Genomic DNA, 25,134 nt, shown 5'->3' on the forward strand with positions numbered 1-25,134 from the left:
CCCGTCGTCGCCCTGGTCCTGTTCGTGGCTCGGCGGTTCATTGTCCGATGACTGAGAAAGTAAGGCCCGCGATCGTCATTGCCGCGCTTATCGTCGTGATCTTGAGCGTCGCTATCGCTGCCGAACTGCTGTCCTCCGAACTGCTGCTCTATCGATACCGCCGCGAGGGCAAGGTTTCCGATGGACGCCTGTTGAGCGTAGCTGTGCTGGCGTTGAAGGCCGGGGCGAAACTCGGATTGGTCAACGAGCCCATCCCCGCGCCTGAATGCGCGCCCTCGCCTTGCCTGAAGATTAATCCGGTCTACGGGTGGTCGCCACTTCCGGGCGCGCAGACCTACACCTTCAAGCGCCTGAAGAACGGAACGTGGGAGCGCTTCCGGGTCAAAACGACGATCAACCAGGATCAGAGCCGATGGGCCGGAACGGACTTTGATCCGCAGAAGCCGACGATCTATATCCTTGGCGACAGTTTCGTGTTTGGCTATGGCGTAAATGACGAACAGACGTTCGCCTATCACGTGCAGATGGCAAAGCCGAACTACAACGTGAGGCTGTTTGCGCTTGGCGGCTACAGCCTTGTGCAGTCTTATCTGCGAATTCAGGAACTGAAAAGCCGCATCACTGCACGCGACATTATCATAGTTGGGTACGCCGACTATTACGATGTTCGCAATGTCGCCGCACCCTCCCGCCTACGCTATCTCGAACAGTGGTTCAAGCAACACGACGAGAAGCACGACGGCAGCAAAATCCCGAAAGCGTCGTTATCTGGTGGGCAGATTTCCGTTAGCCTCGTTGAGCAGGATTGCGCGAAGTGGGGAGACTATTGCAAGCAGCCCGACCCGTCGCCTACGGAAATGGCTGCGATCTCCACCGCGCTGATCCGTGACATCGCCAAAGTACCAGCGAAAACGTACATCCTTTATTTTGAGGGGCGCAGAGACAACCCCGTGCTCACTAACAGCGGCGTTCCGGTCATCTCAGCCTTGTCGGAAGATTTTGACTCCTTTACACGCGACGATGTCGAAGGCTTCGACCCGCATCCCGGTCCGTACTGGCACTATGCGATTGGGCAGAAGGCGATCGAGGGAATTAGGTAAGGGGCTGTCGGACCTTTTTCGTTTCGACTGTTCCTCCCTCGGCTTTGTGACCGCAGCGACGATTTGAAAGACTTCAGCCGAGATTTTGGGACGCACGCGTCGGAATGAACCGCATTTTTCTCCAGCCAGCAGGACTGCGTTCGGCAATCGTAGCCGGGCGCTTGGTTTGGGGCTGTGACAGCCTATGCGATGCCACAGCTAAGATCTCGCCGCCAAATGTCTGCAACCCTCTTAACGACAGCAGCAGTCACCTCGTCTGGCGCGGAGCAACCGCTGAGGGCCTCAATCAACTCTGCTTGCCGCTGTTCTGACACGGGCCCGTAACTGGAAAACGTCGTAAGCACCCTCATGACCTAGGTTCTGACTCCAAGCCTTGAATTGCCCCGGGTTCTGGCACGTTCGCTCCCCCAATGCCGCCAGCGCGTGACGAAAACTGTGAGGATTAAACCCGTGCAAGCCGACGCTCCCGAATAGCTGCTTGAAGATTTTCTGCACGGCATCGGCGGTCGCCCAATGCGCGCGCGCCAGTCCAACCGCCGCGAGTTGCCGGTTTGAGTTCCGCCCGATCGCGGTCGCCGGAAAAAGAGGATCGTCATTTCCCCAGAGATGGTCCCGCCGCAATTCTGCAATCCAATCCACCACGATGCGTTCGGCGGAGCCGCCGACGCCGAAAAACTGGTTCGCAGTTGTTTGCTGTTCTTCGTCTAACTTCGCGCGGGTCTTGGTCAACCAGTTGCTTGGCAAGGTCTACATGTCGCAACTTCAGCGTAACGAGCGCTCCGTCCCGAACCCCGGTTAGCCACGTAAAGGCAACGATTGCCCGATTTCGACGCTCGACGACGGCAGCCCCCGGGCTACGTTCCAGCACGCTTTCAATCGGTTCCGGCGTCGGCACGGGCCGGGTTTGGTCGCCTTCGCGGTATCCTTTTCAGAAAGACGAAAATAATCGGCATTGGGAAACCTTTTTCCGACTGCGGTGACCGGGCTGTTCCGCCAGCCAAATGAAGAATGCCCGCAACCAAAGCGCGGCGGCCTTGCTTATCAGATTGCCGGTTCTGTCGTTCCGGGCCTCGTCCAGCCGTCGGCGAAACGCAATTGCTTGCACGAAGTGGAACTTTTTATAGGGCCGAAAGGCAGTTGACTCCTCAAAGCGGTGGATAGCGGCGCTTGCTACGTCAATGCTCGCATCTGACGCCCGCAGGTTGCCTAACCGTCCGTTAACTGCCTACCGCGAGAATGATCGCGGCCGAAGGGCCGGCACGCCATGCGGGGCAGCAAAAGTAGGTACAGCATTGTAGGTGCTATCCGAATGAAGCGTCTCGAAGAGCGTAATAGACCCGTATTAGGGTACCATTTGAAGGTTCACACGTTCCGAATATTGACGGCGGTTTTGGCGTGGGCCCTCGTCGTAGCCGCATTTTACCAGAAACCCGAATTACTCACGAGCGCCCAGCAACTGATGCAGCGATGCATCGAAGCCGCCGGCGATGTCGTGCCATCGCCTTGGAGGAACGGATGGATTGTGTTTCGAGAGATGGGTGGCGTGATCTGGCTTCAGATCACAATGGTCATACTCACGCTTCGCGTGATGCTCTCGACGATCGCGGCGACGTGGCGGCTCATCTTCCCAACTACGGGCCCGAGGAAATTCCAGCGGATGAGCGATCCTGTTGCCCTCGCAGTATACGCTGCCCTGACCTTGGCTTTTTTTGTCCTGCTTTTTCTGGTTTTGCTCGCGGTATAAGACTCCAATGATTTGAATAGCGTGAGCAACGCCCAAAGCCACTCGGCCGATGACAGCCATACGGTATGATTCCGGGAATGATGTTTCTGTGTTGCAACATCCGCCTGCGGACTCTCACCAGTCCAAATGTTCGGACTTACCGATATGAACGTGTGTGCCGCTTGAAGTTGCCTTACCTTGGAAATTCAAGGCGGAAAGGAAAACTTCGACCTTCGAACGGCCGCGAGCGCACGATACTCCGATTGCAGTATGAGCGTGAAGGCGGTCTCTACCGCAGCCCAATGCACTTCCGCAACATAGCCGACCGTGCCCCGACCTGCCGCTGACTCAACCTGGTCGAGCTTGGCCCGAACCCGGTCATTCAACACGCCCTAGACAGGCTGTCCCCATTGGCGGATCATGGGTCGGTAGGCGAGGGCCAGAGGCGCTGTCATGGACATCGGAGGTTGGCTGCGGAGGCTTGGCCTAGAACAATATGAGGCGACATTCCGCGCGAATAATGTCGACGAGACAGTCCTGCCGAGTTTGACGGCGGAGGACTTGAAGGACCTGGGTGTCGGATCTGTCGGGCATCGCCGTAAGCTGCTAGACGCCACAGCAGCCTTGCGCGCTGAAGCGAGCGCAACGCCTCTATCCGACGCTCCTCTGGCAACCGACCAATCCGCTAAGGACACCGCTGAGCGCCGCCAGGTCACCGTGATGTTCTCGGACCTTGTCGGTTCGACGGCGCTCTCCGCTCGGATGGACCCGGAGGATCTGCGCGAGGTCATTTCGGCCTATCAGAGGTGCGTTGCAGAGATCGTGCGCCGCTTCGGGGGCTTCGTCGCGAGATACATGGGCGATGGTGCGCTGATTTACTTCGGCTATCCGGCAGCGCATGAAGATGACGCCGAGCGTGCCGTTCGGTCCGGCCTCGACCTGATCGATGCGGTGGCCACGCTGCCGGCTCCTGAGCCCCTCCAAGTGCGGATAGGGGTTGCCACCGGGATGGTGGTGGTCGGGGATCTAGTGAGGTCCGGCGAAGGGCAAGAGCACGATATTGTCGGCGAGACACCAAACGTCGCCGCCCGCCTACAAGCCATCGCCGAGCCCAACACAGTCGTCATAGCCGAGGCCACGCGCAAGCTTCTCGGCAATCTCTTCGAGCTGCGGGACCTTGGATCCAAGGAGCTCAAGGGGATCGCTGGTCCGGTGCCAGTTTTCGCGGTGCTGCGGTCAAGTTCTGTCGCGAGCCGCTTTGAGGCGATGCATCCCGACGGCATGACTGCGCTCGTCGGACGAGAAGAAGAACTTGAACTGCTCATGCGGCGCTGGGCGAGAGCCAAGACTGGCGAAGGTCAGGTCGTGCTGCTGTCCGGTGAGGCCGGCATAGGCAAATCCAGGCTCTCCGCCGCGCTCATAGCGGACATCGCGGCCGAACCACACACGCGTTTGCGTTATTTCTGCTCGCCACAGCACACCGATAGCGCCCTTTATCCGATCATTGGGCAGTTCGAACGTGCCGCCGGATTTGCGCACGGCGACACGTCCCAAACCAAGCTCGACAAGCTCGATGCGCTGCTGGCGCAGACCTCGACGTCCAGGCAGGATGCGGCGGTCCTCGCCGAGATGTTGTCGCTTCCCAACGACGGACGCTACCCCGCTCTGGACCTTGCTCCTGAACAACGCCGGCAGAAAACCCTGCAAGCACTTGGCGCGCAATTGGATACCCTGGAGCGTGCCAACCCGGTGCTGATAATCCTGGAGGACGCGCACTGGAGTGACCCCACCAGTCTGGAAGCGTTCGGTCGCACAGTGGACCAGGTTCGAACCCTTCGCGTGCTATTGATCGTGACGTTTCGGCCAGAGTTCGAGGCGCCTTGGGTCGGGCAACCGCACGTGACCTCGCGAACTATCAACCGTCTGGCTGAGCGCGACGTCGGGTCCATAATCGACTGCGTCATCGGCAACAACCCGCTGCCAGCAAACATCAGGGAAGCCATTATCGAGCGTACCGATGGCATCCCCTTGTTCGTCGAGGAGATGACAAAGGCGGTGCTGGAAGTGGGAAGCGAGAGCGCGGCCCAGCGCATGGTTGCGGCGGTTCCGTCTCCGGCCATGGCGGTCCCGGCGAGCTTGCATGCTTCCCTGATGGCGCGGCTCGACCGGCTCGGCCCGGCCAAGGAGGTGGCACAGATCGGGGCAGCGATCGGTCGTGAGTTCTCTCAGGCGCTGTTGGCTGCGGTGGCCCGCAAGCCAGAAACCGAACTGGCCTCGTCCCTCGACCGTCTGATCCGGGCCGGTTTGCTGTTCCGCAAGGGCGTGCCGCCTCATGCGACCCATTTGTTCAAGCATGCCTTGGTGCAAGAAGCAGCCTATGGCACCTTGCTGCGCCAGCCGAGGCGCGCGCTCCACGCTCGGATCGCAGACACCCTCGAAAACCAGTTTGCCGACATCGCCGAGGGCCAACCCGAAGTGCTGGCGCGGCATTGCACCGAGGCCGGGCTGATCGACAAGGCCGCGGCCCTGTGGGGCAAAGCGGGATTGCGGTCTCAGGCACGTTCGGCTCTGATGGAGGCTGTAGAGCAACTCACCCGTGCACTTGCCCAGATTGGTACCCTGCCGAGCACACCAGCCCTTCGCCGTGAGCAGATAAAGTTTCAAATGGCCCTCGCGAACGCGCTTATGCACACCAAGGGCTTTGCGACGCTCGAAACCAAAGCATCGCTTGATGACCTGCGCACGTTGATTGAGCGAGCAGAGGCGCTTGGCGATTCTCTCGAAAACTCGCTGGCATTATTCTCAGTTCTGTATGGTTATTGGGTCGCTAGTTATGTGGGATTTGACGGTGATGTGATGCGCATTCTTGCGGCGCAATTCCTAGCCGAAGCCGAAAAGAGCGGAGCGACGGTTCCCCATATGATCGGGCATCGCATGATGGGGGTTTCCCTATTGCTCACGGGCAGCATAACAAGGGCGCGTGCGCATTTCGATCGGGCCCTTGCGCTGTACAACCCCGCGGAACATGGTCCGCTGGCACATCTATTCGGCCAAGACGCCAGAATCACCGCCATGTTTTACAGAGCGTACACATTATGGGTCCTCGGTTATCCCGACGTGGCGATGGCGGACACCAACCAAGCGCTCAGGTATGCCCGCGAGATCGGGCAACCTGCTGGCTTGATGCATGCGTATAATCACGCAGCTCTGGTATATTTGTTTTGCGGAAAGTATGTGGAGGGAATTGCTCTTATCGATGAAGCTCTCGCTTTAGCCGACGAGAAAGGCTCCGCCTTCTGGAAAAATTACGCAACATTGCATCAAGGTTGCATATTTGCGCTGACCGGCAAGCCAGCCGATGCAGTAGAGACACTCACCTCAGCAATCGACTCGCGGCTATCCACCGGATCAAAAAATTGGCACCCATGGAATTTGACGCATTTGACGCGAGCCTACGCTGAACTTTGTCAATTCGACGAGGCTCGGCGTTGTGGCGATGAAGCGATTGCGATGGTAGAGGCAACGAAGGAGACGTGGTGCGAAGCTGAAGTTTACCGGGTGGCCGGCGAAACCGTGCTGGCGTCGCCACATTTGGATGAAGCCAAAGCGGCAAGCTATTTCGAGCGGGCGCTCGCAATCGCGCGCGACCAACAGGCGAAGTCCTGGGAGCTGCGCGCGTCCCTGAGCATGTCGCGGCTGTGGCGCGATCAGGGGAAGCGGGATGAAGCCCGAGGACTTCTCGCTCCGGTCTACGGCTGGTTCACCGAGGGCTTTGACACGCCGGACCTGGAGCAGGCTAAGGCCCTCCTCGACGAGCTGGCAGCATGACGGCGCATATGTCGGCTCGTGGCAGATATTGTTGCAAAAGTCTTTTTGGGGTGACGAATGAAATTTCTCAGAGCCACCGATGCGTTTTACGCGCGGCGACGTGAGGGACCATATCGTTTCATCCAAAATCGATCACGGGCCTCCGTCGCGGCGTTGAATGGCGAAGCAGCAGCAGAGAAGTCCAAAGATCAGCTTTCGCGAGATTTTTAGGGTTGTTCGATTTTCGACTTTTGCAACATGGGGTAATTCGTCGTCCGTTAAGAAGCTGATTTAAGCGCGGGCTGGAGGCTGACGACCGCGATTAGGGCTGTGAAGATGAGGCACCAAAGGGTCTTCAGCCAGGCGAGGATACGTCGGAAATTGTGGCCCACGGCTGAGAGGATGACGTTTGCGGCATCGCCGGCGCGGCCTTTGAGGTAGCAGCGGCCGAGGTGACCTTCGGCCTTCAGGTGTCCGATGATGGGCTCGATGGCGGAGCGGCGGCGCAACTCGCGCTTGATGACACCAAAGACGCCGCGCTTCTGGCCGGAGATGAAGACGCGACGGGGATTTTGCGCGTTGTGGCCGCGGTATCCCTTGTCAACATAGGCGCGCTCGATCGGACAGCCGGTGAGTGTTTCGGTGCGATCAATGATGTCCCGCAAGGTGTGACCGTCGTAGGGGTTATCGGGCAGTGCCCTGGCGTGCAGCACGAACAGGCCACCGGGAGCCCGGCGGTTGTTGGTGACGATGGAGGCCTTCACTCCGAACTCGTAAGGCGCCGCGGCCTTGCCTTTGCCGATGCACTCCACCTCAGGGGCATGGAAGGAATAAAGCTTCCAGCCGCGCTGGCGCTGCTGCTGCGAGCGGATCTGCGTGGCCCGGCCAAGCGGGAGGGCGAACGTCTCCTCCAGTGCTGGCTGGCCCTCGATCTTGCGGCGGATGTCGCGGATGATCCGGCCCAGCCTGGAGCGCAGGATACGCAACTGCCGCTGATGCCGCCTGAACTGTTTGGCATGGGCGTAGCGGCCCGCCATCATCGCTGCGGCCTTGGCGACGCGACAATAGGTTTGCCGCAGCCGCACCCCGTGCCTGGTCGCGAGGCGGTTGAGCCCCTTGATGGCCGCATGCAGCAGCTTGGCATCGGTCGGAAAGGTGATGGCCTTCGGCTGCACCGTGGTATCGACCGTGACCCGCTTGAGGTCTTTGCCGCGTAACGCGCCGGTCTCGTGCGCCACCCGAAGGCTCTCGGCCAACAACAGCTCCAGTCTGTCGCCAAGCCGCTTGCGCCAATGGCTCAGGTCCGAGCGCTCGTGCGGGAATGCGTGCTGGAAGAACTCTTCGCCGGTGAAGAACTGGAAATACGGGTCGTGGACCCAGCGCTCACACACCCCCTCATCGGACAGCCCGTAGATGTGCTTGAGCAACAACAGCCCGATCATGAAGCGGGTCTCAATCCCCGGCCGGCCGTTCTCGCTGTAGAGCGGCGCGATCTCGCCGTCGATCCAGTCCCAATCGATGTTGCCGGCAAGCAGAACCAGCTCGTGCTTCAGATTAATGATCTGGTCCAACCGCGCCCGGAACAGATCGTTGGATCCCGTCGACTTGTGCTTCTTCGGCCGCATCGGTCCCTCCGATACGACAGGGAATCATGCTTCGCTCTTCGAGGGAATCCAAAATCGAATTTGCAAGGTTCCGGTGCCCAAAGCACCAAAACCTTGCAATCTCAAATCAACCTTCAAACCAGATCATGATTCCAGATCAGCCGCTTAGCCGTTGTTCACGGACGACTAATTCCGGGATCGAGCCAGACAAAGGCAAAGGAATCAGCTCTCCAGGAACGTATGAGGCCAGCCTCATGTGGCCTCCCAACGATGGAGAGCGGCAATGGAATACTATGTCGGACTGGACGTGTCGTTGAAGCAAACATCGATCTGCGTGGTGGACCAGACGGGATCGGTCATGCGTGAGGGCGTCGTCGATTCAGATCCTGAGGCGATCTCAGTTTACGTGAGGTCAAAGGCGCCGGGCGCGGTACGCATTGGCCTCGAGACCGGACCGACGTCCACCTGGCTATGGACCGAGCTTAAGCGATTTAGTCTGCCGGTGATCTGCATCGACGCGCGCCATGCCAAGGCCGTGCTCAAAATGCAGATCAACAAGAACGACCGCAACGATGCCATCGGGATCGCCCGCATCATGCAGACCGGTTGGTTCAAAGAGGTGCACGTCAAGGATATCGACAGCCATTCGGTCAGAGCGCTGCTGGCGAGCCGGGCGCTGCTGGTCAAGATCAAGCGCGATCTTGAGAACCATGTCCGTGGCCTTCTCAAGAACCTCGGTCTGGTCATCGGCCGCGCCACGTTCAATGTCTTCGCCGCACGAGCCGAGGAGTTGATCGAGGGTCGTCCCGATTTGGTGGCTGCAGTCAGGCCGCTGCTCGAAGCGCGCAACGCCGTCGAGCAGCAGGTCAGCGAGCTCGACCGCAAGGTTATGAAGTTGGCTCGCCGTGATGCGCAGGTCCAGCGGTTCATGACCGTACCTGGGGTCGGCCCGATCACCGCGCTTGCATTCAAGGCAACAATTGACGATCCGGCACGGTTCGCGCGATCGAGAAGTGTGGGTGCCTATGTCGGGTTAACGAGCAGACGCCACGCCTCAGGCGAGATTGATTGGAGTGGTCGCATCTCGAAGTGTGGTGATGCCATGCTGCGCAGTTATCTATTCGAAGCCGCCGGGGTTCTGCTAACGCGCGTCCCGAAATGGTCCACCGTGAAAGCTTGGGGGATGAGGCTCGCCAAGCGCAACGGGCTCCGCAAGGCCAAGGTTGCAGTCGCGCGTAAGCTCGCGGTCATTCTGCACCGCATGTGGATCGACGGAACCGAGTTCAACTGATCGAAAAAGGAAATTGCTGCCTAGCGAACGAGAATACCGAGTTCCTGCCAAACGGCGGGAAAAGACGTCCCTGCCGGGACGATGGCGATGGTGAGTTCGACCGATTTTGTGCGAGCGTCCGAAAGGACGACCGCGATTGCAACATTGAACCGCCAACGTCACCTTACGCCATCATGCGGAGGGTTCACCCCTACCGCGGAGAGAACAGTGGGCCCGGCAAGGATGATCGTGGAGAGCTTGAAACAGATCCGGAATTAGAGAACAGTATCGGCAGTTTTCGGACCTGACAAGCCGGACTGACGATGTCCGTTCTTCATAGGATTGTGTTGCAAAACTCGATTGAGGCGAATCGCGGACCGTGATTCCGTTGGGTTTAGACGGGCATTTGCGGGAGCGATGCATGTTGGGACGGCAGGAGAGCGGTCAGGGCCAGTTCTTTTATGCGTTTGATCTCGACAAGGTCGTGCCGCCGGATCATTTGGTGCGGCAAATCGATGGTTTGCTGGACCTGAGTTGGGTGCACAAGGAACTCGCACCATTCTACTCGCACACTGGCCGACCTTCGATTGATCCGGTGCTGATGATCCGAATGCTGATTGTCGGCTACGTGTTTGCGCTCCGCTCGGAGCGGCGGCTCTGTGCGGAGGTTCAGGTTAACCTAGCTTACAGGTGGTTCTGCAAGCTCGGGATTGAAGACAATATCCCAGATCATTCAGTGTTCTGTCGAGCGAGGCGCGAACGTTTCCGAACGAGCGATGCCTTGCGCCGGGTATTCGAAGGTGTGGTGGCGCTGTGCATTTCAGCGGGGCTTGTCGGAGGTGAAGCATTCTCGATCGATGCGAGCCTGATCAAGGCGGATGTAGACAAGACGAAGCGGGCCCCCGGCGACCGACCGATCGCATGGCCCAAGGCAGAGGAGGCCTCGCAAGCGGTTCGCGAGTACATCGCTGCGCTGGATGCGGCAAGTGAAGATCAGGTCGGTGACGGTGGAGACGGCGACGGTTCAAGTCAAAGCGGCCATCGACGCAAGCCTCCCAAAGAGGTGTCGCTCACGGACCCGCAAGCAACATGGGTAAGGGCCCGGCGTGGACCCATTCTTTGCTTATGACGCGAATTATCTGATCGACAACAAGGCCGGGATCATCCTCGATGCGGTAGGCACGCGCGCGAACCGCGCAGTGGAGATTGCCGTCACCCAGACCATGGTGGACCGTGTTCAGCGTCGCTTCGATCTGCGGCCGCAAAGGCTAGCAGGTGACACGGCTTATGGCGCGGTCAGGCTGCTCAAATGGCTGGTGGATCGCAACATCACGCCGCACGTTCCAGTGTGGGACAAGTCAGCCCGCCCCGATGGTACCTTTAGCCGAGCCGACTTCGCTTTCGACCGGGAGCGCAATGTCTATGTTTGCCCAGGCGGTGCGGAGCTGACCAGCACGGGTAACATCGATCAAGGTCACATCGTCTACTACAGGGCCAGCAAAGGCGACTGCTCGCGCTGTTCATTGAAGCCAAAGTGCACGACCGCGGTCGTCCGCAAAATCACCCGCGACCTCAACGAAGATGTGCGTGATCGCGTCCGCGCGCTGGCCAATACGGGAGCCTTCCAGCAGTCGCGCCGAGAGCGCAAAAAGGTCGAGATGCGGTTTGCCCATATGAAACGCATTCTCAGGCTCGACCGGCTTCGGCTGTGAGGCCTAAATGGCGTCAGGGACGAAGTGCTGCTTACAGCCACCGCGCAGAACCTGAGGCGACTGGTCAAGCTAATCTGCCGTCCCCCACCATCTGTGGCAGTCGCCTGCTGAGCATCCATAAGCAAAACGGAAACCGCCGACACCACTGTCCAAAAAACCCACCAAAGCTCAAAAGCCAAGCTCGGCACAAGACAGAAACGAGTTTTGCAACACAATCGAGTGAGGAGCGGACATCGAACGTTCGCTGTTTGAGGTCTGATAATGACCCAGCCTGTGTGAAAACGCCCTCGAATGATATGATTCTCCTGTGATTTGGCGGGAGGATTCGATAACGCGCTTTGTCGTTGGCGATGACCGTAGTCAGAGCACGTTATTTCCCGAGCGGCTGGATGACTATTTGGGCGAGGACAATCCGGTCCGGGCGATCGATGTGTTGGTCGATGAGCTTGACCTGGCCAATCTCGGCTTTGACGGCGTTGAGCCCGAGGCAACACGAAGGCCGGCCTATCATCCTGCGACGCTGTTGAAGATTTACGTCTACGGCTACCTCAACCGGGTGCAGTCGAGCCGTCGACTGGAACGGGAGTGCCGGCGCAACATCGAGTTGGTTTGGTTGACGGGCAGGCTGATGCCGGACTTCAAGACCATAGCCGACTTCCGTAAGGACAACGGCGAGGCCATCCGCAAGGTCTGCCGTGAGTTCGTGGTGCTGTGCCGCCGCCTTGAGCTGTTCAGCGAGGCCAGCGTTGCGATCGACGGTAGCAAGTTCAAAGCCGTCAACACGAGGGATCGTAACTTCACCCAGGCCAAGATGCAGCGACGGCTGGCACAGATCGACGAGAGTATAGCCCGCTACCTCTCACAGCTCGACAGTGCCGATCGCCAGGGGGAAGCCGTGCCAGAGGCCAAGATCACCCGGCTCAACGAGAAGATTACAGCGCTGCGCCAGGAGATACAGCGCCTGAACGGTCTGAACACTCAGATGATGCAGACCGAGGACAAGCAGATATCGCTAACCGATCCCGATGCTCGCTCGATTGTCATTCGGCCCTTTAATTGCAGTTTGTTGTCAAGCTTACATTTCTGAACTCGCCCACGGCACGGTGGTAGTGCTCGCGCCGTCGGAGCTGGTCCGGGTTGCGGAGACGGCGCGGGCGCGGCTGATACGTGCTTTGCCGGCCAGGCATTGGATCGCCCGGGGTTGTTGATGTCTTCGCTGGGGTCATGGTCCTTTCCGAGGTCGCGGAGCGCCTCATGATGATGTCCGGGTCGGGCGCCTCAACGTCTGCAGCGGAGTACAGTCAAGCCGCCACCAGCCGAATGAACGAGGTCGCCACAACACCGTCCCAGTGGGACATCGCCAGTCCGGCAGACCGGACCAGGAACTTTACAAAATCGGATCAGGCTTCCTTCGATTGGCCCCAGTCGAAAGATGTGCCATCGACCCAGATACAGTGAAGAACGATGGCGATTTTGCGCGCGATGGCGACCTTTGCCTTTCGCATGCCAATCCGCTTAGCGAGTTTTATGCCCCAAGCCTTGAGAGAGGACCATTTCTTCGTTCGATAAAGCAGGACGGTCGCCGCCTCGTACAGGTAAGTTCGGAGAAGACGGTCGCCCCATCGTGATATCTTGCCATTGATGTCAGTTTCGCCAGACTGGTTGCGTCGAGGCGTAAGACCCAAATAGGCGCCGACGCTTGATGCCGATCGGAAGCGCGATGGGTCGTCGATCGTATGGCGGAAGGTCAACGCGGTCACCACGCCGACACCAGGAACCGTCATTAGGCGGCGCGTCGTCTCATCCGACTTCGCCAATTGGCGGACTTCGTCGTCGAACTTGCTTTGCTGCTTGCAGATCTGCTCATGGATCGACAGAAGCGGCGCGATCACACCGAGGAGCTGATGATCCTTGCCCAATAGCTCGCAGACCTGATTGCGAAACTGCAATCCGATCGCGCGTGGGAAGAGCAAGCCGTATTCTTTGATTAGACTGCGGACCTGGTTCTCGATATCTCGACGAATGGCCACGAGCCGAGATCTCGCGACGAGTAACGCGCGGATCTTCTGACTTTCCTCGCTCTTGACTTTGACTTCTCGATACCAGCCGACCCGCACCAGCTCGGCCAGACCTCGAGCATCATTCTGATCGCTCTTGTTCATGCGTACGGACAAAGCCGCGTGGGCATGCCGCGCGTCGATGCAGACCACCGGAAGATCAACCCGACGAAGTTCATGCCATAGCCAACTCGCCATCGCCCCGGTTTCAAATCCGATGCGCTCCGCCTGTGGCGCCCGCTTGCGAAGCAGTGCCGTGAGCGCCCCCGGGTCGGACTTGGCCTTTCCCTCGAACAAGATCTGACCCACTTCGTTGACCACACATACTGACGTTTCCTTTTGCGAGACGTCCAGCCCAACATATTGCTTCATAGCCCCCTCCGATTCGCGAGATTGCGGGAAGGCTTGAAGATAGCGGACCTTTCGAGCCGCGGGCGCCGACCGCAATTACGTCATCGTCTGCAATATTGACCCCTAAGCCGGGGGATCGGCGTCCAAAATTTGAACGCCGATTGACACTGAGATGGCGGCGATCACATTTGTGCTGCATCCTGCTTCCGCTAGGCGACGACAGGCCGCTTTGCGCAGCCCATGCGCGGAAGTCCCGCGCGGCCTGGAGGTCGGCGATGTATTCAGCAATGACCCCTCGTCTTTCCTCTAGGACCGATCGACATTCATTGCATCCAGACTATTGCGGCAGCGAGATGAATGAAGCCGGTGTTGGCGGCTCCTGTCGTAACGGGTTGCCAAGCGTCGGAAGTGTTTGAGTTGGAGGACACTGGCATTACAGTCACGATTTCGTGCCGTGTGACCTGCCTCACCTCGGCCTGCGCCGCTCCGGTCCATCATTGTGCCGGGGCCAAGAGGCGCAGGACATGAAACCCTCGAAGCAAATACCCACGTGGCTGAAAATCAATGTGTTGATAATCATCGTAGGGGTGGGGTTGATCGCACTCGGAATCGTTACCACGTCAGCACGCATTTTGGGTACGTCCGTCCAAGAGTATGCCCGTCTAATTCCGTTTTAGTGGCGATACTGACCCAGCCAAATGACGCAACACCACTCGGTGACCTTAGACGGGATCGCATCACTGCGACGATTATAAACGTGGGCTAAAATCTTAGCGAGTGTGGCAGGTGACGTTGCACTGTGTCCGGTATACCGTGCCAGGGTTGCAGGGGCGCAATCATGAAGCGAACAATCCTACCCGACTGGCTGGTGCTCACCTTCACAATGCTGGCAATCATATCGATAGTTGTCCTGGCCATCATAGTGCTCGATTACCCATAGCTGCTCAGCGCGGGCCGTGCATTCAGCCAGTCTCTAAAGGCCGAGAGCGCCGTCATGGGTTTCGCTTCAGATCATCGAGAATATGATCCACCTCTTGCTGAAACCGGTCGTGAGCCTCTCGGGTCGTCATCAAGGACCTTACCTCGTATTCGAAAGCCACGCCTTCCGGGTCGTGCTGGTCAGACCAAGCTTGCGCGGCTGCCTGGCCGTCGAAGACCTTGAGATGGTCACGGTCTCCAACCCGCTTGCTGGTGTCGACGTAGATCCAGACTGTCATCTGACAATACTCGCCGCCCTCGCACGCTTTAGCACCGCTTTGTCCGTTGCCGTACAACATCGCTGCCCAGCCGAAGACGATGAAAATCCAGGCAACCAGACCGGTGTACCAGAATACCGTGTCGAGCATCGGCTTCCCCCGTTGTCGGGCAAGTAGGGATGATAAGCGGCAGCGAGTCTCTGCGGCCCAGCTAAGTCCTCGGACAGCCGCCTGGTTAGGCTGTCCACCTGCGCAGTGACAGACTCATTTCAGCTAGCGTGCCCAGCGCCACCGCAGCGAGGACCACGTAAGCCCCCCCGTAAATTATCTGTTCCGGTGAGCGGATAACGTAGCGAGCACGGGTGACCTCATCTAAGAGATCCATGGTGGCCGCGGTGCCGATCAGGACGCTCAGCACGCCAACTACAAATGCTACGAAGGCAATTAATACAGCCAGTCTGCTAAAAAACATTATGTTTCCTTCCCACTTTCAGCGGTCCTTGCCGAGCAGATCCGACTTCCTTGGAATATACGACGCGCCCTCTCCGGAGCCGGGCTGAAAACCGTCGGCGACGTGCGCAAGGCGACCATCGAAACTATGCTAAGGTTAAGATTGAGCCGCGGTACGGTAGACTATATCCGTGCAACGCTCGGCTGAATGGGAAGTCCCGCCCCGAAGCCATTCGCCGGCTGGTCGAGTTGGGCTGAAGGCGAAGCGCTGAGCCCGACGTGGAACCACGACGCCCACCGTCAGTTGGGTCTGTGTGTTTACAGACGCTGCTATATTGCTCGGATTAGGTTTCGCCGCCGGTTACGGGGTGCGAGGCTGGCTATCGGCACGGCGCAGGCGAGCTATCAGGAAATCACGCGGGGACTGAGCTTCGAAGCCGACCGACGGCTGGCCGAGAGATGAGGGCGAAAAGCGAAATGAAGGTTTGGAAGTGGACACAAGATCCCAAAGTCCTCACTTTGGATTATCGGCGGCTTGGTTTTCGTGATCTGGGTCGTTCTGCAGCGGCCGTAGCCATCCGCCGGCTAGTAGAGCTGGGGCTGAAGGCGAATGGCAAAAGCTAATCTGCTTGCGTCATCCCATCATTGGAACCGTTCAAGACAATTGACGTTGCTGACGGATGGTGGTCCATTCCATCATTATTTCAACTTCGTTCTCGGCGAGTCGCGCCGGTACAAAATGCGAGGAGGCCGCAGTGATGTTTAAATCGTTGGCTTTAACTGTAGCTGTCCTTGCATCTGCGCAGTTTCCAAATTTGAGCGCCAACGCCGACACCGTGACTGTCCATGGTGCGTTTAATTACGGTTCGCAAGGACCCGCATTTTGGGCTGATGCGGTGCCCTTCGATCTCCCCACCGGTTTTACGAACGCCACTTTCAAGATTAACAGTTACTTCGCAGATGACAGCTCGGTCGCCTATTTGAACGGCATAGAATTGACCAGCACCGGAATTGGCGGGCCTGGACCCGGAGTCTTTTCCTTTGATGGCTCAACTACTGAGCCTTACAACTTCCTCAATGGAAACGGATCTACCTCCTTCGCGACACTTGTCAGCCCCGTTACGCTCTTGACGGCTGGACCGAATATTCTCGCCTTCTACGTGAACAATACCGGTGCCGGTATTGGTGCTGGTTTCCCTGCTGGTGGTCCGACGCAGTATGGGTTCGACGCAACCATCACCTTTGACGCGGCCGCTGTCCCGGGTCCGATCGTTGGAGCTGGCCTTCCCGGACTGGTCATGGCATTCGGCGGACTGCTCGCCTGGCGACGCCGCCGCAATCAAACTACCGCCGCCTGATACTCTGGTCATCGATGACTAGCGACAGACCGCCCTCCGGGCGGTCTTTTGTTGTGGACATCGCGTTGACTCAATCTCACGGGCGGAGTCGTTAGCCACCCGCCGGCTTTGGAGTTGGGGCTGAGGGCTAAGGGAAAGCACGCCTAACGATTGCGATGCCTTCCGAACCTTGATGACTCGACGCCGCCTCGACCCTGGACGATCCAGACGTGGACAAACCACGGTGCCAGATAACTCGCCTTTCTCAAAGCCTCCGCACTAAGCGACAACGGGTGACTAATCTGACTGATTTAAACCGCCTTTTTTGCGCGCGTGCCGTGCCGATAGTTACCGTTTTTATCCTGCCGGGCGGGCGGCGCACCACCTTTCGCACCTTGCCACCCCGGTATGCAGGTGTCGTCCTGCAGTTCCGGTTTGACACATCCACATACACCGCTCTGTCCCCGGCCCCCAGCATCCACCTTGCAAATCAGATTGCTCACTCGGACAGTTTAATCCACTCCCTGTCGCGGCATTGACAAACCTGTTTCGATCGGCAGAAGAGAGATGGTGGAAGCCTTCGATGCAAAGCGATGCTTTGTGGCGGAAGAACATGGTCCTGTTGTCCACGAAAGCCTCAGTCACGAAAAACAAGCAGGGAATACGGTGCTTCAGCAAAAGTGGCCGGACAGATCGGTAGCAATCTGAAAGGCCGTCGTCAAAAGTGATCAGCACGCTTGGACGCTCTTGCAGCCGTGACATATTTTTATTCGCGAAGAATTCCGCCCAGGTAGGCAAAACGAATTCCCGCTTCAGAAGAATCAGGTCTTCTTCGAATTGGGCTTGAGTTTTATAAGGGTAGAGGTTGCGCAGATGTGGTGCCGGGCTCTCACCGACAGCGTGGTACATCAGAACGATCACGTCACGCGGGACTCGGCGAGCAAGTAAAGTAAAGGGAAGTCTCGCTCCGAAGCCAGATAGCGTACTACGCAGGAGCGACTTCAGGCCGGAAGGCATCATTTTCCGCTTTCTAGGGACGTCTACAACATGAATCTACGCTGGTCTCCACCATGTGCCGGGCGCCAAAGGCGCAGGACCATGAAACCCTTGAAGCAAATGCCCACGCTGATGAAGATCGACGTGCCGATCGGCATCGTAGAGCTAGGATTGATCGCTTCGGAATCGTTACCACGTCCGCACGCATTTTGGGTACTTCCGTCCCACAGTATGCTCGCCTAGATCCGTCTCAGCACGCCCGTGCTGACTCGGTGGATTCGTTTTGAGGGTTGGCCGGTGCCACACTAGCTCTCATGTAAACGACTCTCAGCGAGTCTCTGTGGTCCTTACGGCCAGCTAAACGCTCCCCAACTAAACAGCACGTAGACAGTGCCAATCACCAGGATGGCCATCCAGATCATCCAGAGCCGGATATACAGCATGTCTCGGGTCATCGGAGAAACCTACTGCAGTGCCACGGCGGCGCTTGATCCAGATCAACGAAGTGGATGTCGACATGCACCAGTTTCCGCTCCGCCTGGCCATCGCTCGCCCGGCTTGCCGAACCATCCAGACGCCAGCGCTTGATTAGCGAGGGTGCCATTCCAAGGCATCGAACTTCGACCCGAAGCGAGGGTGCCATTCCAAGGCATCGAACTTCGACCCGCCGATATCTTGGGATTTGAACTGTTGAGCTTGTGAGTTCTCGCTGGCGGCTCCTTACTATCCTTCAGACCGGCCTCGTTCACTTGAGTCAATCACAGGAACTTTACCCCACGGTGCTCGGAAGTGTTTTATGGTATGATATTCCCGACAGTGGACTATCGGAGGACGTTGCCATGGCGCAGCGGGATTCGATCAAGGGACACTGGCTATCAAAGTCCGGCGTGAGGCGGGGAATACGCGACACGGTTTTGGCTGTTCCCCTGGTATCGGATCTCTTTCGAAAGCACTGGCATTTTCTGTCCCGCCTAGGCGCTTGCCGAGGAGTTTTTCCGACCCGCCACGGTGCCGAACTCGTTGCCGCCTCACTGGGTCCCGTGGGTTACAATGAAAACACGGCCATCGGTCCGGAAATCAAAGGCGAGCCTTCCGACATGCGGAAGCGCGACTATCCGGTGTTGTTCTGGCTGTCCAGAGCTCTGTCTGAAGGCTGCAAAATACTTGATCTGGGCGGAAGCGCTGGAACCGAGTATTTTACCTACCGACAGTTCCTGCAATTTCCTGAACGCGTGATTTGGATGGTTTGCGAGTTGCCGCACGTTGTCGAGTTCGGACGTTCTCTTGCCAACGCTGTCGATGCGCCGGAACTAGCATTCACGACAAGGATTGAAGACGGCGCAGGCGCCGACATCTTTCTCAGCTGTGGCGTGCTGCAGTACCTGGAGCAGGACCTGGCGACGTGCCTCAGGATGTTGCAGCCACTACCGCCTAGAGTGCTGGTCAACCGAATACCTCTCCACGAAGGCGAAACATTCTTCACCATTCAGAGCTTATTAGGTACGGTGGTCCCCTACCGCATACAGAACCGACAAGAACTCGTCGATTCAATGATCGAACTTGACTACCAGCTTGTCGATTGCTGGACCGAAAAGCGTGAAGTTGTCATACCTTTCCATCCGCAACGAAGCGTCGACGAATTTTATGGGTTCTACTTTGCATTAAGCAAAGTGGCCTCGAAAGATCGGAATTGGGACGCAATCGCGACTGCGCACGAAGTATGCGCACGCATTGCCCCTCTGTGGATGGCCGAACGGCCGACGCAGGAAGCACTTCAAATCGAATTGAGCATCCACTAGTTGAGCGGAGCTTGATACGAATATCGGTCCAAGGTTGACAATCAGACAGACTACCAAATGAAAAAGTGCATAGGGATGCTGGCGGACAAAACGGGTCCCTAGGTATCGCCCGTTCGAAAGTCTGGAATCAATGTCAAGCAAGACGTGGTTCGTTGTTGGGGCAACCAGTGAACGAGTTCACAGGCCCAATTGGATGATTGCATACCTCACCGTGTCGCGACGGGTTTGGAGTGCCTGTAAACCACCAGGTTGGACCGAACACCGGAGGCTCCGATGCAACTCCTATTGGACTTCTGTCGTCCTATTATGTGCTCATTGCATCAGTGCGGCCGCAATCTTAGCATTGCTAAACCGGTTGCACGATTTTGGTGATCATGCGTTGCACTGCACGTATTCGGCGGTGTCTCTCCGATGAACCTAACAGGCGCGAAGCCCTTGACCGCCGAGGGCGCGTCACTCCCGATGGCAAGCAATTTTCGCTGTCTTGCCTCTCCCTAGTCAATAGAAGATGTGTTTAAAGAAGCCTCTCAAGGGCATTTCCGACGAAAAGCTCCCCCTCTCGAACGTAACGAGCCAGCATGGCGTCTGAAGCGTGGCCAGTTTGTTGCCGGATTTTCCAACTTGGCACTCCAGCTTGCGCAGCACTCGTTGCGAATCCCGCCCTTAGGCTGTGACCAGAATAGCCGGTCGGATCGATACCGCCCACACATACGCGCTCCCTTACGACCAGCTTCTCCCGACAATGGCTTCGGACCGATTTTGTGATGGCGGTCGACGGGTCGAAACAAAGCTCCGTCTACAAGGCCAGATGTAGCCAGCCACTGTTCGAGAGCGCCCATGGGACACCAGCGGCCTCTGGCGAGCGGAATGCCAATCTTACGCCCCTCGCCGTCTGATCGGTTTTCGAGCGACGCAGTGTGAGGATCATGCCCTGACGTACCCGCTCAACGTCGCCGCACGTTAGTCCGACCAACTCAGACCTTCGAAATCCTCCCGCAAACCCAATCAGAAGCAGCGCCCGGTCGCGGAGGTCTCTGAGACCTTCCCCGGTGGCATCCAGTGCCAAGATCAGGTCTTCCTTGAGCAAAGGCCTGGCCTGCCGTTGTGCCGTCCCTTTGACCCGCCTCAACTCCCGCAGCACCGATTTGACCAGTTCCGAGGATGTCGGGCTGGCCATCCCGTGTGAACGATGAACCTTCGCTAGGGCCGCCAAACGCCGAGTGAGCGTTGCAACGCTCAAAACGTCTGCGTGCGCGGCAAGGTACGTCGCAACCGTCTCCGGCTCGGCCGGTATCCGACCGCCCCAGTTTTCGAAATGGGCGAGATCGGCGAGATACGCGGCGCGGGTATTCGGAGCGAGACTTTCCCGGACGAGGTCGGCAATCCGTTCGGGCGTTGATTTGCAATCAACGTCAAACTGATGGGCGGCTGGATTCACGGTTCTTTTGGGTCTCGGTAATAGATAGTTATCATCGTAGGTCGCTCGTTTCCGAGAACTGATCACAAAATGAGGGATTCTAAGACCGATCGTCCTATGGCTGGTCGATGGGAGAGGCTCTTCGGGTCGCGTAACCAGAAATCACGTTGTTCGGCAGATGCCAACCTCCATTCATCTGCAGTGTAGTCGTCTTTGAAGTGACCAACGCCCATCAATCACCCTACGCTCGGATCTGACCATGCGAAGCGAAGCTCTGGAGAGCTCAACCCTCTCAAGGTTAAGCCCGTCGCCAAATATGATTGGATTTTGCCACGATTAGATCGAAGGTCTTCCGGTGGGGGAGCGCTGGGGGATGTAAGACGGCCATGGTGGGAAGTAGTGACGCGTCAAATGCGTCCAACAGAGCTGCAGGCTGTTGGCGCTAGATGAATCCTATCGATCGCCGCCTTCGCCGCTGTATCATGGCCGGTGACAGGTGGAATATGGGAGACTTCATGGTCGCGTGCGTGCTCTACGTTCTCACTGGCCTGAAGCTTGATCTCACGGCCTACCCGAAACTCGATGCATGGCTAATTGCGAGCATCAACAGGCCTGCGGCCAAAGTGGCACGTAAGCTGCGCGAGACTTGAGGGTAGAACGCGCGTGACTTCCGCTTCGGACCCTGCAATTTGCGGCTTCCGCTATGCCCCCGAAAGCGGACTCAACTCGGAGATCGCCCCATGTCAGAAAGGTGCCAGACTCGGAAGTTCCCGATTTTTGCGACGCTATTGCCCCTCACTTGCGAACGTCGCCGAGGAGCCGGCACTACCTCTCTTCAGCTCAGCGGCAGATACAACGGCAAAACCAGACCCTGAGCGGACATTCGCACATCCCCTGACGGGGCTATGTCTCCGCTACGGTCGGCCGTTAGCATGCCAGCGGGACAAGACCACGTCAAACCAACTTGATTTGCTTTGCAAACGCGCCGTTCCCGGGCGATTTGGCGTCGTCTCAACAAACGAGGGGGTATTGATGGCCAATCCTGCACCGACGAATGCCGCTGGTGACACCGATCCGGAGCGGGCAGCTCCGAGCTACTGGGACACAACACCTGAAAACCAGGCGCCGACCTTCCGCAACCAGAACCAGGTCTGGCCGGTGCGCGTCATCCGGCGCGGCGACGCGGTGCGGCCGCTCCCGCCGCACGCCCGTTCGCTCGAGGACCTGACCTTTGAGGTGGGCGGGGCCCGCCTCAGCGTCGGCGACCACATGGCCCGCCGCACGGCCGGGCTGCTGATCCTGAAGCACGGCGAGATTGCGCTGGAATGTTACGGCATGGGCAACGGCCCGGAGAGCCGGTGGGTCAGCATGTCGACCGCGAAGTCGATCACCGCGACGCTCGTCGGAGCTGCGCTCCACGATGGCGCGATCGGCAGCCTTGACGACGCTTGCGAGCAATACCTGCCACGGCTGCGCGGCTCGGCTTACGAGGGCGTCACGATTCGTAATCTCCTGCGGATGTGCTCCGGCGTGGCCTGGCGCGAGGAAAACGATGCAGACGGACTCCCAGACGGAGATCGCCTGGTCTACGCCATGGTGAGCCGGCGGCCAGGCTCCGTCTTCGACCTCCTGTGCGAACTGCCGCGCGCTCAGCCGCAGGGCGTCGTCTTCAACTATTCGAGCGGCGAGAGTTTCCTGATTGCCGCGCTGGTCGCGGCCGCAACAGCCCGGCCTTTGGCCGACTACTGCGCCGAGAAGATCTGGGGACCTGCCGGCATGGAGGCCGACGGGTATTGGCAACTTGACTCCGAAGGCGGCATGGAGCTGGGCGGGCTTGGCGTCAGCGCGCGCCTGCGCGACTTCGGCCGCTTCGGCCAGCTGGTGCTGGAGGATGGTGAGGCCTTCAATGGGCGGCGGGTCCTTCCGGCCGGCTGGCGCGACCTAGCCGGACAGCCCGACAGCGCGGCCACCGCCTTCGGTCGGCTCATGCCCGGTTCGCCGGTGGGATATGGCTACCACTGGTGGGCGGTGCCGCCCTTGCCGGGCGGCGTCAGCAACGGCGCCTTTTCGGCGAACGGCCTGTACGGCCAGATTATCGTCGTCAATCCGATCGAGCAGGTGGTCATCGCAATCCAGAGCGCATGGCGTCAGCCGCATGACAACGACGCCCAAGTCGAAATCGTCGCGATGATCACGGCTGCGGTGCGCGCGCTGCGAACGGAGCCAGCGTCGTAGACCCCGGAGCGGCGTGTCCGGAATTGGCCGAGAGCGGGCAATTACTCTCAGCACATCTCGGTGGGTTTTTATCTCGTCGCCACACGAAGAAGCCTATGGCCAGTCCTAAGCTATCTACCGTAGGTGCGACGGTGCCAGCAACGAAGCGGCATAGGCACTGCAGGCCACCTAGGAACTTCAAGGACTCGTTTGGGCTCCTTCCTGCTGCCAGGGTAGCTGGCAATCCAGAGGCCATTCAGGGACTCTCCAGAGTCCAGCAAACACCATCGTCCACCCGTTCGCTCTGTGCTTGAGGTAAACCCGGCATCTCCGTCCGGGGACCGTTGCTAGCGTGATGCCGCTCAGGAGTTCCTCAAGGACTCGCTGACTCGTTCGGGTGCTCCCGGGTGGGAATAGTCACCTTCCCGGACGGAACGTATTGCCAGTCCGGCGCTTGGTATCCATCGCCGTCCTTGCTTGGCTTCTATCGGTGACCGAGAGTTTTGTGCTCCCGCCCGTACAAGGGAAGCACCATGTCACAAAATGCTCTCGCTCTCGATCCCAACTTCACTGTACTCGAACGCCCACCCTGTCCGAGGTGCCACGGACCGTTGACGCTTTCCGATGTCACATCAGGATCAGCGGGTGACATGTGCACCTTTGAATGTGTCATGTGCAATCTACCGAGCAGGTCACCGTCGAACCAAAAGATGAGGAATGGGATTGGCACATCGCGCTTCCTTATCGTCGCATCGTTGGTCCTGCCGGCTGTAGCCCTTGCCCAGCCCCTTGCAGGCGACCCTGCTTCGGGCCGTAAAACAGCGACCGCTCTCTGTGGTACCTGTCATCAGGTCATCGGTGGGAAGGGCCGCGACAGTCCCGCGAGTTTCGTGGACATCGCCAACATGACCTCAACCACCGCTCTCTCCTTGAAAGTGTTTCTTCGCACAAGCCACAAGGAAATGCCTAATCTGATAATCGATAGCTCAGATACTGACGATCTGATCGCCTACATCCTCAGCCTCAAGGAGCCGTTCGCTCAGACCCGGCAGTAGGTCATGTCGCAAAGTGAAGCACGTTCCATCGCTTTGTTGCGTACTCGGCCCCGCTTCTTGCTCTGACAATGAGGAGGATTTGATGTCACGTTTCGTCGTCCATTTCATGAAGGACGTGCTCGGCGAGAATGGTCGAGAACAAGAAATTCGCCAGTGCACTGTCAGGTTGACGCACCCAGCAAAACTGAGGCGATCCCGTTAGCCAAACAGAAATTCTGCGAAACTCAGGGACTCTCTGACTGGTCGGACCACGCCGATCGGATGCAGGTGAAAGAAGGCGATTTCCCGTCGTGAAATCGGGCAGACGCTGTCCGCATGTCCAATGCCGCAAAGGTTAGTTGAGTGTGGAAACAATCTAATCGAACTCGCTGCGCGTTGATCGTGCGCGCGACAATCACGACGACTTCGACCTTCGCGGCCAACCCTGATCAAGGCGAAAACCTCGTCAAACGATGGTGCGCAGGCTGCCATCTTGTCGCAGCCGATCAGAAGGGCGCGAGAGCCGACGCTCCAACTTTCGCGTCCGTCGCAGCGAGGCCGGATTTCGACGCCGCCAAGCTAGCGTTCTTTTTGCTCGGTCCACACCCGAAGATGCCTAACATGCAGCTTGGTAGGGATGAGGCGTCAGATATCGCCGCCTATATCGCGACACTCAAGTAGCAGCTGAAAAACGCCGACGACGCCGGCACGCGCGATCCCGAACGTTCGGCGCTTGACGACCGATAAAGTGTGCTCGAGGTCAACAGAGGAGATCAACATGACAAACATCCCAAACGGGCATGAGGAAAAATGTACTCAATGCGGCTCAAAAGCGGTGAATGTCGAGTGGGATGAACGCGTAAATGCAACGCAAATCCAGTATCTTTGGCGCTGTTTGAATTGCAAAAACGAATTTATCACGCAGGTCGCCTCTGACGAGAAGCCGATCTCGGACGCTGAAATCAGTAGACGATTTTTTACAAGCCTGGTGATCGAGTGAAAAGTTTTGATTTACTGCGTGTGCACGGCTACGTCGTGCTTCCTTGTCGTCCCTTCATTGGCGGTGC

General features: G+C 58.2%; 19 protein-coding genes and 2 pseudogenes. 12 read left to right on the plus strand and 9 right to left on the minus strand.

The genetic code is table 11. The annotated features are described in order from the left end of the window. Positions 1-47 precede the first annotated feature (47 nt). Complete coding sequence (locus ACPPVP_RS33565) at positions 48-1,100, plus strand: hypothetical protein (RefSeq protein WP_426527864.1); 1,053 nt, start codon at positions 48-50, stop codon at positions 1,098-1,100. 282 nt (positions 1,101-1,382) lie between these two features. Here the strand turns inward: ACPPVP_RS33565 and ACPPVP_RS33570 are convergent, their stop codons facing one another. Both ACPPVP_RS33570 and ACPPVP_RS33575 read right to left on the minus strand, forming a co-directional pair. After that, complete coding sequence (locus ACPPVP_RS33570) at positions 1,383-1,829, minus strand: hypothetical protein (protein ID WP_426527865.1); 447 nt, start codon at positions 1,827-1,829, stop codon at positions 1,383-1,385. 706 nt (positions 1,830-2,535) lie between these two features. Then, positions 2,536-2,904, minus strand: coding sequence for a hypothetical protein (locus tag ACPPVP_RS33575; protein WP_426527866.1), 369 nt, complete (start codon positions 2,902-2,904; stop codon positions 2,536-2,538). Positions 2,905-3,276: 372 nt separating this feature from the next. On the opposite strand from ACPPVP_RS33575, the gene ACPPVP_RS33580 reads away from it, so the two are divergent. Then, positions 3,277-6,651 carry an ATP-binding protein gene (locus ACPPVP_RS33580; protein ID WP_426527867.1) on the plus strand — a complete coding sequence of 1,125 codons (3,375 nt, stop codon included), beginning with the start codon at positions 3,277-3,279 and terminating at the stop codon, positions 6,649-6,651. Positions 6,652-6,908: 257 nt separating this feature from the next. Here ACPPVP_RS33580 and ACPPVP_RS33585 read toward each other — a convergent pair whose 3' ends face one another. Continuing rightward, positions 6,909-8,255: an IS5 family transposase gene (locus ACPPVP_RS33585; protein ID WP_426527868.1), complete on the minus strand. Its 1,347-nt coding sequence runs from the start codon at positions 8,253-8,255 to the stop codon at positions 6,909-6,911. 262 nt (positions 8,256-8,517) lie between these two features. Between ACPPVP_RS33585 and ACPPVP_RS33590 the strand changes: the two genes are divergently transcribed. The 3 genes and pseudogenes from ACPPVP_RS33590 to ACPPVP_RS33600 form a co-directional block, all read left to right on the plus strand. Beyond that, positions 8,518-9,525 (plus strand): IS110 family transposase, encoded by a 1,008-nt coding sequence (locus ACPPVP_RS33590; protein WP_426527869.1) that lies wholly within the window; start codon positions 8,518-8,520, stop codon positions 9,523-9,525. Positions 9,526-9,925: 400 nt separating this feature from the next. Next, positions 9,926-11,327, plus strand: a pseudogene (locus ACPPVP_RS33595) (IS1182 family transposase). Positions 11,328-11,544: 217 nt separating this feature from the next. After that, positions 11,545-12,264, plus strand: a pseudogene (locus ACPPVP_RS33600) (transposase); the annotation flags it as partial. A gap of 352 nt (positions 12,265-12,616) precedes the next feature. On the opposite strand, the gene ACPPVP_RS33605 reads toward ACPPVP_RS33600, so the two are convergent. The 3 genes from ACPPVP_RS33605 to ACPPVP_RS33615 all read right to left on the minus strand — a co-directional run bounded on the left by ACPPVP_RS33605 (position 12,617) and on the right by ACPPVP_RS33615 (position 15,292). Next, the gene (locus ACPPVP_RS33605; protein ID WP_426527870.1) at positions 12,617-13,645 is read right to left on the minus strand and encodes an IS110 family transposase; all 1,029 of its coding nucleotides are present in this window, start codon (positions 13,643-13,645) and stop codon (positions 12,617-12,619) included. 971 nt (positions 13,646-14,616) lie between these two features. Continuing rightward, positions 14,617-14,970 carry a hypothetical protein gene (locus tag ACPPVP_RS33610; RefSeq protein ID WP_426527871.1) on the minus strand — a complete coding sequence of 118 codons (354 nt, stop codon included), beginning with the start codon at positions 14,968-14,970 and terminating at the stop codon, positions 14,617-14,619. Positions 14,971-15,055: 85 nt separating this feature from the next. Continuing rightward, positions 15,056-15,292, minus strand: coding sequence for a hypothetical protein (locus ACPPVP_RS33615; protein ID WP_426527872.1), 237 nt, complete (start codon positions 15,290-15,292; stop codon positions 15,056-15,058). Between the two features lie 736 nt (positions 15,293-16,028). Between ACPPVP_RS33615 and ACPPVP_RS33620 the strand changes: the two genes are divergently transcribed. After that, complete coding sequence (locus ACPPVP_RS33620; protein WP_426527873.1) at positions 16,029-16,628, plus strand: hypothetical protein; 600 nt, start codon at positions 16,029-16,031, stop codon at positions 16,626-16,628. A gap of 336 nt (positions 16,629-16,964) precedes the next feature. Here the strand turns inward: ACPPVP_RS33620 and ACPPVP_RS33625 are convergent, their stop codons facing one another. Further along, a complete protein-coding gene (locus tag ACPPVP_RS33625) occupies positions 16,965-17,627 on the minus strand; it encodes a polysaccharide deacetylase family protein (protein WP_426527874.1) in 663 nt (220 codons plus the stop codon). Between the two features lie 815 nt (positions 17,628-18,442). Between ACPPVP_RS33625 and ACPPVP_RS33630 the strand changes: the two genes are divergently transcribed. Then, the gene (locus ACPPVP_RS33630) at positions 18,443-19,402 is read left to right on the plus strand and encodes a methyltransferase, TIGR04325 family (protein ID WP_426527875.1); all 960 of its coding nucleotides are present in this window, start codon (positions 18,443-18,445) and stop codon (positions 19,400-19,402) included. 514 nt (positions 19,403-19,916) lie between these two features. On the opposite strand, the gene ACPPVP_RS33635 is transcribed toward ACPPVP_RS33630, so the two are convergent. Both ACPPVP_RS33635 and ACPPVP_RS33640 read right to left on the minus strand, forming a co-directional pair. Continuing rightward, a complete protein-coding gene (locus tag ACPPVP_RS33635) occupies positions 19,917-20,108 on the minus strand; it encodes a tyrosine-type recombinase/integrase (protein ID WP_426527876.1) in 192 nt (63 codons plus the stop codon). 90 nt (positions 20,109-20,198) lie between these two features. Next, the gene (locus tag ACPPVP_RS33640; RefSeq protein WP_426527877.1) at positions 20,199-20,840 is read right to left on the minus strand and encodes a hypothetical protein; all 642 of its coding nucleotides are present in this window, start codon (positions 20,838-20,840) and stop codon (positions 20,199-20,201) included. Positions 20,841-21,334: 494 nt separating this feature from the next. On the opposite strand from ACPPVP_RS33640, the gene ACPPVP_RS33645 reads away from it, so the two are divergent. The 5 genes from ACPPVP_RS33645 (at position 21,335) to ACPPVP_RS33665 (ending at position 25,067) form a co-directional block, all read left to right on the plus strand. After that, positions 21,335-21,469, plus strand: coding sequence for a hypothetical protein (locus ACPPVP_RS33645; RefSeq protein WP_426538203.1), 135 nt, complete (start codon positions 21,335-21,337; stop codon positions 21,467-21,469). 382 nt (positions 21,470-21,851) lie between these two features. After that, positions 21,852-23,054, plus strand: a complete 1,203-nt coding sequence (locus ACPPVP_RS33650) for a serine hydrolase domain-containing protein (protein ID WP_426527878.1) — start codon at positions 21,852-21,854, stop codon at positions 23,052-23,054. Between the two features lie 689 nt (positions 23,055-23,743). Next, complete coding sequence (locus tag ACPPVP_RS33655; RefSeq protein ID WP_426527879.1) at positions 23,744-24,088, plus strand: cytochrome c; 345 nt, start codon at positions 23,744-23,746, stop codon at positions 24,086-24,088. A 381-nt stretch (positions 24,089-24,469) separates the two neighbouring features. After that, the gene (locus ACPPVP_RS33660) at positions 24,470-24,748 is read left to right on the plus strand and encodes a c-type cytochrome (RefSeq protein ID WP_426527880.1); all 279 of its coding nucleotides are present in this window, start codon (positions 24,470-24,472) and stop codon (positions 24,746-24,748) included. A 97-nt stretch (positions 24,749-24,845) separates the two neighbouring features. Continuing rightward, on the plus strand, positions 24,846-25,067 hold the full coding sequence (locus ACPPVP_RS33665; RefSeq protein ID WP_426527881.1) for a hypothetical protein: 222 nt from the start codon (positions 24,846-24,848) through the stop codon (positions 25,065-25,067). Positions 25,068-25,134 lie beyond the last annotated feature (67 nt).

The organism is Bradyrhizobium sp. McL0615 (assembly GCF_049993905.1).
GTDB lineage: Bacteria > Pseudomonadota > Alphaproteobacteria > Rhizobiales > Xanthobacteraceae > Bradyrhizobium.

Coding starts and splice junctions, on each gene's coding strand:
- ACPPVP_RS33650 (WP_426527878.1), top strand. CDS start 21,852: ATGGCCAATCCTGCACCGACGAATGCCGCTGGTGACACCGATCCGGAG.
- ACPPVP_RS33615 (WP_426527872.1), bottom strand. CDS start 15,292: ATGTTTTTTAGCAGACTGGCTGTATTAATTGCCTTCGTAGCATTTGTA.
- ACPPVP_RS33590 (WP_426527869.1), top strand. CDS start 8,518: ATGGAATACTATGTCGGACTGGACGTGTCGTTGAAGCAAACATCGATC.
- ACPPVP_RS33630 (WP_426527875.1), top strand. CDS start 18,443: ATGGCGCAGCGGGATTCGATCAAGGGACACTGGCTATCAAAGTCCGGC.
- ACPPVP_RS33655 (WP_426527879.1), top strand. CDS start 23,744: ATGAGGAATGGGATTGGCACATCGCGCTTCCTTATCGTCGCATCGTTG.
- ACPPVP_RS33580 (WP_426527867.1), top strand. CDS start 3,277: ATGGACATCGGAGGTTGGCTGCGGAGGCTTGGCCTAGAACAATATGAG.
- ACPPVP_RS33645 (WP_426538203.1), top strand. CDS start 21,335: ATGGTCGCGTGCGTGCTCTACGTTCTCACTGGCCTGAAGCTTGATCTC.
- ACPPVP_RS33620 (WP_426527873.1), top strand. CDS start 16,029: ATGTTTAAATCGTTGGCTTTAACTGTAGCTGTCCTTGCATCTGCGCAG.
- ACPPVP_RS33585 (WP_426527868.1), bottom strand. CDS start 8,255: ATGCGGCCGAAGAAGCACAAGTCGACGGGATCCAACGATCTGTTCCGG.
- ACPPVP_RS33575 (WP_426527866.1), bottom strand. CDS start 2,904: ATGGCTGTCATCGGCCGAGTGGCTTTGGGCGTTGCTCACGCTATTCAA.
- ACPPVP_RS33610 (WP_426527871.1), bottom strand. CDS start 14,970: ATGCTCGACACGGTATTCTGGTACACCGGTCTGGTTGCCTGGATTTTC.
- ACPPVP_RS33605 (WP_426527870.1), bottom strand. CDS start 13,645: ATGAAGCAATATGTTGGGCTGGACGTCTCGCAAAAGGAAACGTCAGTA.
- ACPPVP_RS33665 (WP_426527881.1), top strand. CDS start 24,846: ATGACAAACATCCCAAACGGGCATGAGGAAAAATGTACTCAATGCGGC.
- ACPPVP_RS33625 (WP_426527874.1), bottom strand. CDS start 17,627: ATGATGCCTTCCGGCCTGAAGTCGCTCCTGCGTAGTACGCTATCTGGC.
- ACPPVP_RS33565 (WP_426527864.1), top strand. CDS start 48: ATGACTGAGAAAGTAAGGCCCGCGATCGTCATTGCCGCGCTTATCGTC.